This window comes from Aliikangiella maris (assembly GCF_040719265.1).
In the GTDB taxonomy this organism is placed as follows: Bacteria; Pseudomonadota; Gammaproteobacteria; order Enterobacterales; family Kangiellaceae; genus Aliikangiella; species Aliikangiella maris.
Window position 1 is genome coordinate 90,098 of sequence record NZ_JBFDAH010000018.1, and the last position, 15,688, is coordinate 105,785.

At 40.7% G+C, this 15,688-nt stretch carries 12 protein-coding genes; 1 reads left to right on the forward strand and 11 read right to left on the reverse strand.

Annotated elements, in window-relative coordinates; translation table 11 throughout:
* Positions 1 to 88: 88 nt before the first annotated feature.
* The 9 genes from ABVT42_RS15545 to ABVT42_RS15585 all read right to left on the reverse strand — a co-directional run bounded on the left by ABVT42_RS15545 (position 89) and on the right by ABVT42_RS15585 (position 11,427).
* The gene (locus tag ABVT42_RS15545; protein WP_353896572.1) at positions 89 to 601 is read right to left on the reverse strand and encodes a regulatory protein RecX; all 513 of its coding nucleotides are present in this window, start codon (positions 599 to 601) and stop codon (positions 89 to 91) included.
* Positions 602 to 785: 184 nt separating this feature from the next.
* Positions 786 to 1,400, reverse strand: a complete 615-nt coding sequence (locus tag ABVT42_RS15550) for a DUF4136 domain-containing protein (protein WP_353896573.1) — start codon at positions 1,398 to 1,400, stop codon at positions 786 to 788.
* A gap of 883 nt (positions 1,401 to 2,283) precedes the next feature.
* Positions 2,284 to 3,729, reverse strand: a complete 1,446-nt coding sequence (locus ABVT42_RS15555) for a bifunctional 2-methylcitrate dehydratase/aconitate hydratase (RefSeq protein ID WP_353896574.1) — start codon at positions 3,727 to 3,729, stop codon at positions 2,284 to 2,286.
* Between the two features lie 86 nt (positions 3,730 to 3,815).
* On the reverse strand, positions 3,816 to 4,970 hold the full coding sequence (prpC, locus tag ABVT42_RS15560; RefSeq protein WP_353896575.1) for a bifunctional 2-methylcitrate synthase/citrate synthase: 1,155 nt from the start codon (positions 4,968 to 4,970) through the stop codon (positions 3,816 to 3,818).
* A gap of 1 nt (position 4,971) precedes the next feature.
* Positions 4,972 to 5,862 (reverse strand): methylisocitrate lyase, encoded by an 891-nt coding sequence (gene prpB / locus ABVT42_RS15565; RefSeq protein WP_353896576.1) that lies wholly within the window; start codon positions 5,860 to 5,862, stop codon positions 4,972 to 4,974.
* Positions 5,863 to 5,888: 26 nt separating this feature from the next.
* Positions 5,889 to 7,208: a pyruvate dehydrogenase complex dihydrolipoamide acetyltransferase gene (locus tag ABVT42_RS15570; protein WP_353896577.1), complete on the reverse strand. Its 1,320-nt coding sequence runs from the start codon at positions 7,206 to 7,208 to the stop codon at positions 5,889 to 5,891.
* Positions 7,209 to 7,224: 16 nt separating this feature from the next.
* The gene (locus ABVT42_RS15575; RefSeq protein WP_353896578.1) at positions 7,225 to 9,579 is read right to left on the reverse strand and encodes a transketolase-like TK C-terminal-containing protein; all 2,355 of its coding nucleotides are present in this window, start codon (positions 9,577 to 9,579) and stop codon (positions 7,225 to 7,227) included.
* On the reverse strand, positions 9,566 to 10,111 hold the full coding sequence (locus ABVT42_RS15580; RefSeq protein WP_353896579.1) for an OsmC family protein: 546 nt from the start codon (positions 10,109 to 10,111) through the stop codon (positions 9,566 to 9,568). Before ABVT42_RS15580 ends, ABVT42_RS15575 begins: the two co-directional genes overlap by 14 nt.
* A 14-nt stretch (positions 10,112 to 10,125) precedes the next feature.
* A complete protein-coding gene (locus ABVT42_RS15585) occupies positions 10,126 to 11,427 on the reverse strand; it encodes a trans-sulfuration enzyme family protein (RefSeq protein WP_353896580.1) in 1,302 nt (433 codons plus the stop codon).
* A gap of 236 nt (positions 11,428 to 11,663) precedes the next feature.
* Here ABVT42_RS15585 and ABVT42_RS15590 point away from each other — a divergent pair, with 236 nt between their 5' ends.
* Positions 11,664 to 13,220 (forward strand): sigma 54-interacting transcriptional regulator, encoded by a 1,557-nt coding sequence (locus tag ABVT42_RS15590; protein WP_353896581.1) that lies wholly within the window; start codon positions 11,664 to 11,666, stop codon positions 13,218 to 13,220.
* A 39-nt stretch (positions 13,221 to 13,259) separates the two neighbouring features.
* Here the strand turns inward: ABVT42_RS15590 and ABVT42_RS15595 are convergent, their stop codons facing one another.
* Both ABVT42_RS15595 and ABVT42_RS15600 read right to left on the reverse strand, forming a co-directional pair.
* Complete coding sequence (locus ABVT42_RS15595) at positions 13,260 to 14,558, reverse strand: DUF2931 family protein (RefSeq protein WP_367024060.1); 1,299 nt, start codon at positions 14,556 to 14,558, stop codon at positions 13,260 to 13,262.
* Positions 14,548 to 15,688: T6SS phospholipase effector Tle1-like catalytic domain-containing protein (locus ABVT42_RS15600; RefSeq protein ID WP_367024062.1), on the reverse strand; the 1,141-nt coding region annotated here is incomplete at its 5' end. The genes ABVT42_RS15595 and ABVT42_RS15600, both read right to left, overlap by 11 nt.

The following is a 15,688-nucleotide window of genomic DNA, read 5'->3' on the forward strand; positions in this document are numbered from 1 at the left end:
TTTAATTTTTAATATCAAAAACGGGTTAAATTTAACCCTGTTAAAGACCGCTCTTTTTAGCTTACACGATTATTAAGTTTAATTTCAGTTAATCACTGAGTTTATTCTTAAAGTGATGCATTGATACTTTAATTTGCTCACCAGAATATCCGCGATATCTTAAAAACCGTTCAATTTTTTGTTTGTCGCTCAGGCTATTTAAAGCTAACCCAGTGCTGAGTTTCTTTTTCATGGCACTATCACAATGTTGCTGCCATTCGATCTGCAAGGTATCGATTGTCTCGTTAATCAACTCATCCGACAATCCTTGCTGTTTTAACTCATAGCGAATGCGGATTTCACCAATACCTTTAGTCGATTTTGAGCGAAGATAAGCTTCGCAAAATCGCTCATCGCTGAGCCAATTATTTTCTAGTAAAAATGTAACGATCTGCTGAGTGTGTTTGGCAGAATATCCCTTTTGCTTAATTTTTTCAGCAATCGATTTTACTGAATATTCCCGTATACCAAGAAGTCGACAAGCATAGCCGATTCCTTTATTAATAACATTATCCGAAAGTGGTAGCTCTTCGCCTGATTGAGCGCTGTCATCAAATGCCACTGTTTAACACTCGCTCAGTAGCGGAAATATTCTAAAAGACATCTTAATCATAGGGCTATTCTAATCGATGAAATGTGAATCATCTAGTACCAATTTATAGCAATATCAATAATTTAAAGTAAAATTGATAGTAAATAGCTATAAATGGTTTAATTAGTAATCAAATCTATTTACCTGTGGCCAACTATTGTACTAACTGGCCTGGTGGAAACTTTTCGAGTAAGGCCTGTGCTTGGTTAAGTGCAAAAGTCATTCTTTCTTCAGGTGTATAGTTCTTGTAAATTTCCACTGGACTAGCCACTGTTCCTCGCCAAATAACCTGCTTTTTCTCTGGATCGACAATATCAAGCACTAAAGTTCCTATTTGTCTTTCGGTAACAACAGTAGTTGAACTATGTGGCAAACCATAAAAATAGGGATGAAAATCATCGGTGTAAAAAAATGGGCGATATCCCCAAGTATGATAAAAACGGTCTACATCAACTTTTTTATCCGTCACCATATGAGTCTTGAGCAGAAAATCAGCACTTTCAACACTTTCAGCCTTTTGAAAACCTCGTCGATTTAAAATTGTCTCAATGGCATTAGCCTGACGCTTGCTCTGTAGTGTCATAACCGGTTCTGACTTCATTGCTTCAGATTCGGGCTGGTTATCATTCTGAGCAACTATCCAAGCGTAGCTTTTCAAACTGGTAAAATCATAAGCAGTATCATAATCAGTAGTTACCCGCGGTTTAATGGCACAACCTGCGGTAAACATAAGTAGACTGATAATCAATACACTCTTAATTTGAAACATATTTTTTATTACCAAATTTATCTGATAGCTAAAATTTAATCGATACACAGTTACCTCACTTAAACGAATACTATTCGTGTTATGGTAGCTTATAAATATACTTACCCCTATTAGATAAGATTAATCCCTAAAACACTACTCTAAATGTGGATAAATTTAAATATTACAACCCTAAGTTGTATAATTCGGCAAAATTCACAGTTATTCCCTTAATTTTACGATCATTCCCTTATTTTTTAGCGCTGCCAACGATTAAATTCATCAGAGTACTGAGATAGCGATTCACAACGCTATTAATCTATTAGCCAACAGAACTATTAATGACTAACAGCGATTAATGCCGAGATCACAGCGGGCCCATTAACCTCAATGGCATTTTTCTAATTGCTTAAAATCAGGATATATTCAATAAACCGCTATTTATTAATAAATATCAAAAACTTAGTCATAACGTACTCAATGGGAGTAAGGCGATAAATTGAGCATCGTCACTGGTAAGGATATTTCGACAGGATAAATCTACCTATATTTATTTGCATATATTTATCCACCAATATTATCCAACCAAGATAGTTTCAGTTGTACAACCACTCTATGTCATTGAGCGTTAATCTTTAATCGGGCAAGTTTATCAGATTGGGCAGAAACAAATATTGAATGCTTGAGTTTACCCAAACAAATCAATCAAAGTGAGAATTTGGTCGCGATTTTGAATTAAAAACAGATTTAGATTTTAAGCTCACGACGATAAAGCAGCTTCAGTATCAATAAAAAAAGACCACTCAAAGAGTGGTCAAGGTTACTAGACTACTAGTTCTAGTAAAAGACTATCCATCCTTAGATAACCAATAAATCAAACAACCAGTTCAACTTGATAACGTAATTAAATTACCAGCAAAGACATAAACTCATTAACCGGCATTGCTTCAAATGCCGCTTTGTCATTACATAGACTAACAATTTCATCAGCATGTTTAGCAGGGAAGCGAGTTTTAACATTGCGCTCAAATTTCGCTTGAAGTACAGGTATGCCCTCTTCACGGCGGAATTTATGGCCAATTGGATATTCAACTTCAACCTTGTCAGTTGATGAACCATCAGTGAAGAATATTTGAATCGCGTTGGCGATACTGCGTTTTTCAGGATTTAAATAGTCCTCGGTATAACGCTTATCTTCTTCAACCATCATTTTTTCACGTAATGCATCAATTCGTGGATCAGCAGCAACATTGGCTTCATAGTGATCGGCTTCTAATGCGCCAAAAATTAAACCAATAGCCACCATGTATTGTAGGCAGTGATCGCGATCAGCCGGATTATGCAGCTCGCCTTTTTTACTGATAATGCGAATTGCAGATTCATGTGTTGTTAATTCAACACGCTCAATTTCATCTAATCGATTAGCAACTTGGGGATGCAGCGTCATTGCGCACTCAACCGCAGTTTGCGCGTGGAATTCTGCTGGGAATGAAATTTTAAACAAAACATTATCCATTACATATTCGCTGTAACCTCGTTGGAATTTAAACTCATTACCGCCGAATAAAACATCATAAAAACCCCAGGTTTTCGCACTCAATACCCCAGGGTATCCCATTTCACCAGTTTGGGTAATTAACGCCAGTCTTACCGCTCGACTGGTTGCATCACCCGCAGCCCAAGATTTTCTTGATCCTGCATTTGGCGTGTGACGATAGGTACGCAAGCTTTGACCATCGACTAAGGCTTGTGAAACGGCATCCATAATCATGTCGCGATCACCGCCTAACATTTGTGCAACAACGGCCGTTGATGCCAATTTAACTAAAACAACATGATCCAGACCAACACGGTTGAAGCTGTTTTCAAGTGCCATAACACCTTGAATTTCATGCGCTTTAATCATTGCCGTTAACACATCTTTCATAGTTAGTGGTGCTTTACCATTTGCAACAGCTTGACGTGATAAATAATCAGCTACAGCTAAAATCCCCCCCATGTTATCTGAAGGGTGTCCCCACTCGGCAGCAAGCCAGGTATCATTGAAATCTAACCAACGGATAATACAGCCAATATCAAATGCCGCTTTGATTGGATCCATTTCAAACTGTGTTCCTGGAACTCGCGCACCATTAGGTACAACAGTGCCTGGTACAATAGGTCCTAAATGCTTAGTACATTCAGGATATCTTAATGCCAATAAACCACAGCCTAAAGTATCCATTAAACAATAACGCGCAGTATCATAAACATGATCATTTTCAATAACATAATCGGTGACATAAGCGGCAATATCTTTGATAGGCTGATCGTAATCGGGCTTAATATTCGACTCTACATTTGCACTCATTAATTAGTACTCCAAAATTCAAAAAAATATATCCCGTACTTTGAGAAGAGCATACGGGATAAAATAAAAGTAAAAGAAAAAATCGATTAACGATCGCTGATTGGTATCCAGGTTTTATTTTCTGGACCGGTATAATTAGCACTGGGACGAATAATTTTGCCATCAACACGCTGCTCCATGATGTGCGCAGCCCAGCCTGTAATTCGTGACATAACAAAAATTGGAGTGAACATTGCCGTAGGAATGCCCATCTGGTGATAGGAAACAGCAGAAAACCAATCCAGGTTAGGGAACATTTTTTTCTCATTCCACATAACACTTTCTAATCGCTCAGCGATATTAAATAAGTTCATATCACCTGCAGTTTCAGACAACTCTTTAGCAACTTGCTTAATCACTTGATTTCGCGGATCGGAAACCGTATAAACCGGATGACCAAATCCGATCACAATTTCTTTTTTCGCTATGCGAGCTTTAATATCAGTTTCAGCTTCATCTGGAGAGGCATATCGCTTTTGAATTTCTAACGCAACTTCGTTTGCGCCACCATGCTTTGGTCCACGTAATGCGCCAATTGCACCACTAACGGCTGAATATATATCAGATCCCGTTCCAGCAATTACTCGTCCAGTAAAAGTTGAAGCATTAAACTCATGCTCAGCATATAAAATTAGTGAAGTGTGCATTGCACGTTCCCACTGCTCACTAGGCTTTTCACCATGTAATAAATTGAGGAAATGTGCCCCAATTGAGTCATCATCTGTTTCAACATCAATACATTTACCATTGTGGCTGTAGTGATACCAAAACAATAACATTGAACCAAATGATGCCAGTAAGCGATCAGAAATATCTCTGGCATCAGCTGCCGCCTGCTCTTCTTTTTCAGGTAAAACAGTACCTAATACGGAACAACCCGTACGCAATACATCCATTGGATGAGCCGAAGCAGGGATTGCTTTTAACACGGTCTGTACCGCTTGTGGTAAACCGCGCATAGATTTTAATTTACGCTTGTAATTTATTAATTCAGCTTTGCTGGGTAGGCGGCCGTGAATTAACAAATGGGCAATTTCTTCAAATTCAGCAGTTTCAGCAAAATCTAAAATATCATAACCACAATAGGCCAAATCATTCCCTGAACGACCAACCGTACATAAGGCGGTATTTCCTGCAGCTACACCAGATAATGCAACCGATTTTTTCGGTTTGGGTAATTGAGTTTGGGTTGATTCAGTCATATTATTTTTCCTTATTGTTTGCAAATAATTGATCAAGTTTTTGCTCGTACTCGTGATAATTTAAATAATCATACAATTCTTCACGGGTTTGCATAATCTCAACGACATTACGTTGATGGCCATCATTGATCAAAGCTTGATAAAAAGTTTCTGCGCCTTTGTTCATTGCGCGGTAAGCACCACAACAATAAAGCACAATATCAACACCCACTTCGGCCAGTTCAGGTGTTGAAAAAAGTGGCGTTTGGCCAAATTCAGTGATGTTGGCTAAAATTGGTGCATTAACCGCTTGTTTAAAAGCCGCGTATTGTGACAGCTCACTCATGGCTTCTGGAAAAATCATATCAGCTCCAGCCTCCAGACAAGCATTTGCTCTATCAATCGCAGACTGCATACCTTCAACCGCCAAAGCGTCAGTACGCGCCATAATGACAAAACTTTCATCGGTACGTGCATCAACAGCCATCTTGACCCGGTCGACCATTTCCTGCATTGAAACAATTTCTTTTCCAGGACGATGACCGCATCGCTTGGCGGCAACTTGATCTTCAATATGACAACCCGCAGCACCAAACTTAATTAATGAACGAATCGTTCGCGCAATGTTAAATGCACCACCAAATCCCGTATCAGCATCAACCATTAAAGGCAGATCGCAAACATCGGTTATACGTCGTACGTCAGTCAACACATCATCAATGGTGCTGATGCCTAAATCAGGCATCCCCAAAGAATTGGCAGCAACACCGCCACCCGATAAATAAATCGCTTTGTGTCCCGATTTTTTTGCCATGTGCGCAGTAAACGCATTAATTGTACCGACCAACTGGAGTGGCTGACTTTCAGCAACTGCTTGTCTAAACTTACTACCTGGGCTCATAGAATTTTTCATAAAAATTCGCCTCCTATTGATTAAAACTAAAGCATCAACTCAAGTGGATTTTCTAAAATATGTTTAATTCGATTCACCAATTGAGCACCAGTAACACCATCAACACATCGATGATCCATTGCCAATGTTATGGTCATCATGGTTTTGATAACAACTTCACCATCTTCAATCACCGGTCGCTGATCAGCAGCACCTACCGACAAAATGCCTGACTGCGGTGGATTGATGATAGAAGTAAATTCTCGAATACCAAACATCCCCAGGTTAGAAATGGTGAATGTTCCCCCCTGAAATTCATTAGGTTTTAAACTACCTGACTTAGCTTTATTAACTAAATCGCTACAGTCTTGACTAATTTCGCGCAATCCTTTTTTCAAACAAGATTTAACAACTGGGGTAATTAATCCACCATCGATTGCAACCGCGATTGAAATATCAACATCAGAAAATTTTAAAATTTTATCGGTATCCCACATAACATTAGCATCGGGAACCTGTTTAAGTGCTAAAGCGACCGCCTTAATAACAAAATCATTAACAGTGAGCTTTTTCTCATTTTCATTTTGTGAATTAATTTGCTGTCTTAAAGCCAACAATCCATCAAGCGCACAATCAACCGACATGTAAAAATGTGGAATGTATTGGCTTGATTTTGACAATCGATCGGCAACCGTGCGACGCATACCCGACAACGCAACTTCTTCAAACTCAGGCAACAATTCACGTGTGACATCAAACTGATAATCAGCGGCCACCGCAGTCGTAGCAGTTACAGTCGCAGGCTCAGTGATTCCAAGTGCTTTGCGAATGTCTTCTTTAGTGATTTCACCGCGTTCACCAGTCCCGCTAATAGCAGCCACATCAACACCAGATTGAAATGCCATGCGTCTGGCAATCGGTGAAATTTTAGTATCAGCTTTAATTTCGCGAACTAATCTTTCAGCAGGTTCTTCTTTAACAGCAGGCACAGCAGCCATTAAATTTTGCGGCGCGCTAGTTGCTGTTTGTTCAGACGTTTCAGCTTGTGTAGTAGTTGCGGCAGGAGCTGTATCACTACCAACAACTTTTAATTCAGGTACAGATTGAACTTTCTCAACGCTTTCACCTTCTGCCGCCAAGGTAGCAATAACGCTACCAACCGCGATATCACCAGTGCCGTCAGCAACTAATAATTCTTTAATCACACCAGCAACGGGGGATTCAAATTCAACAGTGACTTTATCCGTTTCGATTTCAGCAACAATGTCGCCAACCTGAACACTATCTCCCACAGCAACATTCCAGCGAGAAATCATTCCCGCTGTCATGGTTGGAGATAATTCAGGCATTAAAATTTCATTTGACATAAGTTATCTCCTCAATTTATTTCAAATAGGCTCGAGCACAAGCATTCAAAATTGCTTCGGCATCAATTTGATAATGACTAAACAGATCAGGAATATCACCAGACTGTCCAAACTTGGTAACACCCAGGCTTTGTGCTCGATGTCCATGAACACTGCCCAGCCAAGAAAGTGTGGCGGGGTGAGAATCACAAACACTAACAATCGTGGCATGGGGTGATAATGGCGCCAGTAATGACTCGACTACGGATGGTTGCGCAGCATGTTCCCGGATATTTTGCTGCCATTGATTATATAAACGATCAGCCGAAGTAATCGCCAATAAACCTGCTCCTGGTATATCTTTAACCAGTTCATCAAATGCAGCTATTGCTTCAGGTGCAACCACACCGGTATAGGCAATAATAATTGATGCATCATCAGCCGGTTTTCTTAACCAATATCCGCCATCAATAATGCCTTGCTTTAATTCCGCCGACATTTCTCGTGGTTGTTGATCAATAGCCCGCGTTGATAAACGGAAATAAATGGAGTGGCCATAGGCCTGCTGAACAAAATCTAATGAATAGTTCATTAATACGGTTAGTTCATCGGCAAAAGCAGGCTCAAAGTAAGTCAACTTATCTTGTGCCATGGCAATCATTGGCGTATTGAATGATTGATGCGCACCACCTTCTGGCGCTAATGCAATACCTGATGGCGTTGCGGCCAAAATAAAGCGCGCATCTTGATAACAGGCATAATTCAGTGCATCCAGACCACGGCAAATAAACGGATCGTACAAAGTACCAACCGGAATTAATTTACAACCAAAATGACTCGCCGTTAAACCCAATGAAGCTAAAATGGTAAACAGATTGCTTTCTGCTATGCCCAGTTCAATATGTTGACCTGAAGGTGACTGAACCCACTTTATAGGCGAAGGGACTTTTTCATCTTTGAAAGTATCTTGCTTATCATTGGTATGATAAACCCCTCGTTTATTTAACCAGGCGCTTAAATTAGTTGATGAAGCAACATCGGGTGAAGTTGTTACCACTCGATTCGCTAGTTCATCTTTACTGCTTGACAGCTCCTGCATTAATTTACCAAACACAACTTGCGTTGAAACTTTGGCCCCCGATGGCACCTTTAAGTCGGTTACGGGTAATACATCGTTTACTGCATCAAATTTTTTGCGTTGTAAAAATTCAACATCAGCAAAATAAGTTTCGATTTCTTTTTCAGAAATGCTCATACCGGCAAACTTATCCCACTCGTTGCCTTCTGCAATATTTAACTGCTCTTTAAACTGCTGAATTTGCGGCGCTGTCATTTGGCCTGAATGATTATCTTTATGTCCAGCAAGTGGTAATCCCCACCCTTTCACCGTATAGGCAATAAAACACACCGGCGTTTCATCGGTATTTTTTTCAAACTCTTCAATCAGGTATTCCAAATCATGGCCGCCCAGATTAGTCATTAAAGCCTGTAACTGCTCATCCGTATGACTTTTTAAAAACTGAGTTAATCCCTTAGTACCTTTTAAATCTTGTTCCAAGCGTGCACGCCATGCATCACCACCTTTAAAGGTTAAGGCTGAATATAACTGATTAGGACACTCATCAATCCATTTTTTTAATGCATTACCAGCAGGGCCTTCAAATGCTTTTTGCATTTTTTTACCATATTTTAAGGTAACAACCCGCCAGCCAACACTGTTAAAGAAGTCCTGTATGCGCTGAAACAACTCATCATTAATCACACCATCTAGACTCTGTCGATTATAATCAACAATCCACCAGGTGTTTTTTAAATCTTTTTTCCAGCCTTCCAACAGTGCTTCATAAATATTGCCTTCATCCAGCTCAGCATCGCCCAACAGAGCAATCATTTTGCCTTTGCGCTGTTCACTATCAACTAATCCATGATCAAACAAATAGTCTTGCGCAATTGACGAAAACAACGTCGCAGCAACACCCAGTCCAACAGAGCCAGTAGAAAAATCTACATCATCCTTATCTTTAGTTCGCGAAGGATAAGACTGAGCGCCACCAAATGAACGAAAGTTTTCTAACTGCTCTAAAGACTGGTTGCCTAATAAGTATTGAATAGCATGAAATACGGGAGAAGCGTGCGGCTTAACCGCAACTTTATCTTCCGCTTTTAAAACATGAAAATACAATGCTGTCATAATGGTAACCATCGAAGCCGACGAAGCCTGATGGCCGCCGACTTTTACGCCGTCGCGTGATGGTCGAATATGGTTAGCGTTATGTATCATCCAACTGGCTAGCCATAAAACTTTTTTCTCCAGTTCAGACAAAACATTTAAATCTAATGCTTTGGCCTGAGGAGCTGTTTTGGTAGCCGTATTTTGCTTACGATTCGCCAATTTTTAAACTCCCCCGAATTTCAACATTATTTTTGATTGTCATTGCATTAGGGCTATAGTTAACCGCTTTTTGACGCAGTTGTTCAAACTGCTCAGGCGTGCCATCACCAACAACTTCAATTTCATATTCAATTTTTTCAAACGGAATGGGGGCACCTTCGCGTGCATTCAAAAATCCCGCTAAATCCAGCTTGCCTTTTACCGACACCTTAAGCGACTCTAATTGAATTTCCATCACTGATGCGCCAACAGTAAAACCAACTAAAATACAAGCGCCCATACCTGACAGTAAATACTCCTGTGGGTTTGGCGCATGATTAGTTCCTAATAATTGACGTGGCTCATCAATTGTCCAACTAAAGTCTCGACTAACTTTATGTGGTCCAATTTCCATAGGTAAAGTTCTAACTTTAGATCGTGTTCCACTTTGCCAATCGAGTTCGACACCATAACTGGCGATACCTTCTTCAGGTGAGTTTTTAACTTCGTTGACAAATTCACTGAGTGCTGAGACCGAAATGTTATTACGCATTGGTTTACTCCTAATTATTCTGCTATTTTCGCTAATGCTTGTTCAAAGTCGTTAATTAAATCCTGGGGATCTTCAATGCCAACTGATAGGCGAACACATCCGGGATAAATACCCATTTTTTCTCGCTGACTGCTAGTAAACGAAGCCTGCGAAGAGTTGAACGGTAAACTCACCAATGATTCAACACCGCCAAGGCTAGTTGCTGACTTCACATACTTTAAATGTTTTAATAAATTCAATGCCGCCTGATCACCGCCATCAACAACAAAAGAAATCATGCCACCACCGAGTTTGAGTTGTTTGAGTGCCAGTTCAGCATCGGGATAAGAAGCCAGTTTGGGGTAAATCACTTGCTTGATTTGTTTATGATTTTCAAGATACTGCGCCAACGCATAAGCCGACTCTTCATGCGCTTTCATACGAATGCTTAAGGTTTTTAAACCGCGTTCTAACAGGTAACTGGCATGAGGGTCGAGATTGCCACCAAAGTTCAGCAGCTTGGGCCAAACCATATCGACTAATTTACGGCTGCCGACCACAACACCGGCTATCAGGTCACTATGGCCGTTTAAATATTTTGATGCCGAGTGGACCACCAGATCAACCCCCCAGTCCAGCGGGCGACAAGAAATAGGTGTAACAAAAGTCGCATCAATAATGACACGTAGATTATGCTTTTTACCAAGAGCAACTAACTTTTCAAGATCGGTCAGTTTCAATAATGGATTAGTCAGTGCTTCAAAGTACAATACTTGCGTATTGGGTTGAATGGCCGCTTCAATCGCCTCAAAATCTTTCGGATCAACATAAGTTGTCGACATTCCCCAATTAGGAAAATCAGAATTGAATAAGCTATGTGTACCACCATAAAGCTCATTTGAAGCCACCACATGGCCGCCACGATCAACCAATGCCATTACTGCAGCGGTAATTGCAGCCATACCAGAACTAAACACCAATGCAGACTCGGCATTTTCAAGTGCTGCAATTTTTTGCTGTACCGCCCATTGATTTGGGTTGCCATAACGCGTGTAAATGAAACGATCACGCGCATGACCCTCTTCGATAGATTGGTATTGGTCTTCATCTAGCAAAAAAGTCGATGTTTGATAAATTGGTGTACCAACAGCACCTGTTCGCGGATCATCCGTTGTTCCGGCATGAACAGCCTTGGTTGAGTCACCTGTTTGAGTAAAACTTTTTTCATCTAAACCAGGTCCTGCTTCGCGTACCCGTTTCAGGTTTCCCACCCAGTTCAGGTCCTCAGTCAAAGCGCTCTGGCTACGCTTATCGCCTCTTACATTATTATTTGTCACGAAATAATACCTCATTTATTGGTTATGAGGCATATAAAGCAATTAACAGGCCAACTTTATTTTTACTTTAAAATCAATAAGTTAAAAACAAAGTAAAATTAAGCTGAATGCGTTATGTAATATAATTATTACACTCCGACAGCCTAAATTGCGGTTAACGCAGAGAAAATAAGGCTTGCACAGGCGATTAGTTTATCAGTACTATATGTAACACATTTGTTACGCGTAATGTTTTTATGACAAGCTATCAGACAATCGATGTTCAATCAGAAAACAGACTAGGGATAACTTACGAAATTCTCAGCGTTTTTGCCGAATTAAATATTGATTTAATCGGTTTAGAAATGCAAACCTATCATACCTTTTTGCAGTATCACAGTCACGAAACAGATCTGAATACCATCCAGATAAAACAAAAAATATTACAAATACCGGGGGTAAAAAAGATTGTCGATATTGAGTTTTTACCCAGTGAAGCCAAGCGATTGCACCTCGATGCCCTACTCTCAAACTTACCCGATCCGTTATTTGATATTGACGAGTCTGGACAAATACTCAAGGTAAACCATGCAGCCGTTGAGACACTTGGATTGAACGAATCAGAAATTTATCAACGAAATATTACTGATTTTTTCTCAGAGTCCATTGAAAGATTACTCCACGCAGACAATGCTTCTATTGAACTAACTTGTATGGATACCAACTATTTTGCCGAAATTATTCCCATCATTTCGCAATATAATGAAAAAAAACAGGTTAAAGGTGCGGTCATCACTTTAAAGCGACCTGAACGCTTAGGTTTAACCATTTCATCCATGCAACAAAACCGCTTTCAAGGCAGCACTATCGTTGCGCAATCCAATGAAATGCTCGATATTCTTGCCAAAGCCAAACGCTTTTCAGAACTCGAATTACCTATATTAATTACGGGTGAAACAGGCACAGGAAAAGAGATCCTCGCTAAATCCATTCACGAAAACAGTTCACGTAAACAAAACCCATTTTTAGCCATCAACTGTGCAGCCTTGCCAGAAAATCTGCTAGAAAGTGAACTCTTTGGTTACTCTTCGGGGGCCTTTTCAGGTGCATTAAAAAGCGGTAAACCCGGTTTATTTGAGCTAGCCAATGGCGGCACATTGTTTCTTGATGAAATTGGTGAAATGTCACCTTATTTGCAAGCGAAATTGCTGCGATTTTTACAAGATTATACGTTTCGGCGTTTAGGTAGCAACAAAGAAAGAACCGTTGATGTGAGAATTATCAGCGCAACTCATCGCAAGCTTAATACTTTGTTTAAAACCAATCAGTTTCGTGAAGATCTTTACTATCGACTAAATGTGCTCAGTATTATTATTCCACCACTTCGCGAAAGAAAAGGTGATATAAAACTACTCGCCCAGCATTTCGTAAAACTGGCCGGCATTCAGGTTAACCGCAAAAACTGTAGTATCAGTGAACAGGCAATTAAGCGACTAGAGGCGCACCACTGGCCCGGTAATATTCGTCAATTGCAAAATCTGATTTTTCGCTCCGTTGCTATTTCAAATAGCAATTTACTCGGCGCTGAAGATTTATTATTTAATACCGCCAAAACCCAAGCCTCAAACCAAAGTCTGGCAAACCAAAGCCTAGAATCGGAAATTACCAGTTTAAAACAAGCCACCGAAGACTTTGAACGAAATCTGTTATCTAAAATGATGGAGCGCTATCCTTCAACTCGCAAATTAGCCGAAAGACTTGATGTGTCACACAACACTGTTGCACTTAAAATGAAAAAATATCGATTGCGATAGGGCACGAATTAATAAAATAACTCGTGCCCGTTCATCCCGCTACTTTTCCTTATCCTGATAAAAATAATCTTTTTTATCTAATGAGGCATTAGAAATATACTGATGTACCGTTGCTTGCTTTAAGGGCAAAACCGTCTCGCCATGCTGCAGGCTCAATAATACCTGGCGCTCATCGGGTGCCTCATCAATGGTAATGTTTAACCAAATCGGATTATTGGCGGTGGCGGGTGCTTGCGCATGTAGTTGCTCAAAGAGTGGAATAATTTCATTCGATTCCAAAAACACTTCGTGCAATGCCGGTTCGCCATAAGGCGGCATCCATGTGTAACGAAACGTCACCGGAACCACACGCGTTTGCTCGGCGATTTCTGTCGATAAAGGGTAGAAAAAATAATCCATTTCTCCATTAAAATACTCAATCGAGTTCATCAACTTGGGGACCCGATTGGGGATAATAAAACGCGGCTGCCAATGATAACGTCGCTGATAACGTGACCATAAACCCAGTGGAACGCCATAGTGTTTTAAATAGTCGCGTTGTGCTTCGTTGGTAGTTTCCTCAATGATGTTATTAATATAGTCTAAACGACCACTCTCATCCGTTTTTGACAGTGCCGACCAAGGCAAATCAACCTTGTCAGCCTGACCAAAAAATACCTGGGTAATTTTATCAGCCCCCTGCAACCAAACAGCAACCTCTCCACCAGGAGCAACCCCTAAATTAATCTTTCGATAGGTTTCTTGTCGCTGACCTTTTAAACTATAAAAACCCGCTTGAAAATAAGCCAGTATTTCATCATAAGGCAGCGCAAAGCGCCCTTGGTAAAACGCATCTTCCGTATAAGAGTAAAAACGCACCGACACATGCGTGGGCAAAGCTTTATAATCGGCACCAACAACATGGGTTGATTGACCTGGGCCCCAACCTCTTCTTANTTGGTAAAACGCATCTTCCGTATAAGAGTAAAAACGCACCGACACATGCGTGGGCAAAGCTTTATAATCGGCACCAACAACATGGGTTGATTGACCTGGGCCCCAACCTCTTCTTAATACACGGCGATCTGGAATATACAACGAACTGCCATCTACCAGTTCAAAGTCTCCTTTAATAATTTGCATCGGAAACCCTTTCGGCCCGCTGTCTGAGGCCAGCCAGTTAAATTTTGTTTTTTTCATTGGTGTTTCTCCACAACCCATTAAAATAAGTAAAATAACCCCCACCCAACGTCTGTAATGTCGCGCCAGCCAGCCAATACACCGGATTCCATAAGCCGGTTGTTGATTTTCTTTTAGCAATAAAGTCATGCCTAATGCTATTACTTGCCTAACCCGCATATATCTTTCGCCCTCGCTTGTTGCCTTTTATATTGGGCTTATTTGCCGCAATTAATCCGCCAACCAGCGTATAGTGTGCCGAATAATGACAATAATCATGGCGCAGCCAGCGCAGCCAGTCGGGATTATTCCGCTGAAACCAGTGACTTAAGCAAGAATGATTATTTTGCGCATAACTTAATAGCGAATCATACACAGGCATTAAACGAGAGGGAATTGACTCTTCTTGTATACTTGATAAAAACACCATGCCCGCTGCTTTAGCAAATTCGGCCATAATATGCAGTGGAATTTTATCATAGTCATGGCGGATGTGGCGGCGTGTCACCAATAGCTTATTTTTAGCAGGCGGCGGCGGGATCCCTTGATGATAACTCATTGGTGACAGATTATATTGAGGCGGCGAGCTGATAGCGATTTCATTGGGATAATACCAGCCTTCATCAATGAGTTGAGCGCGATCTTGCTCTAGCGCAGAGTGACTATATGCATGATTAATTTCTAATTCAACTTCATCACTGCTGGGGGCATAACTGCCACCAATATCCGAATGCACGCCGGGCAAAAATATCTCTTTGCCCCGGCTACCCGCACTTTTTATATTGGTGAGGGAAAAATTAGCGCGGTGCTCATCGGCCGCCACCAGATGTATCACCTTTTTAACCGCCACATGGCTAATGGCATCGAGCTTTAATGAACGCGTGTCATTGGCATGTGACAAACCTTCGGAGGCCACCGTATCGTATAATCCCACAAAGGCAACACTTAAATTAGCGGTAGCTATTTGGTAACTTTCGGCTCTTAGCCGATGTAACAGCTTTTTAACCACCACCGCTTGATAAATATAATAACGCGCCGCCGCCGCGCCGCGACTAAAGCCAAAAACATCAATCACCAGTTTATCAATTACCGTCTCTTCTTTAACAACGCTTTTAATCTCTTCTAACGTTTCAGTAATCCCTTTTTCAACCTTTTTTTTCACCCCGGTACTTTGCGTGCCAAAGGCATAACCCACCGTACTGTCTTTTTCTAAATCTCGAGTACCAATTCCTTCAATATAAACACTTAAACTATGTTCAAATTTAGGTGAGACATCGACATAATGTTCCATTTTAGCCACATTGGTTATT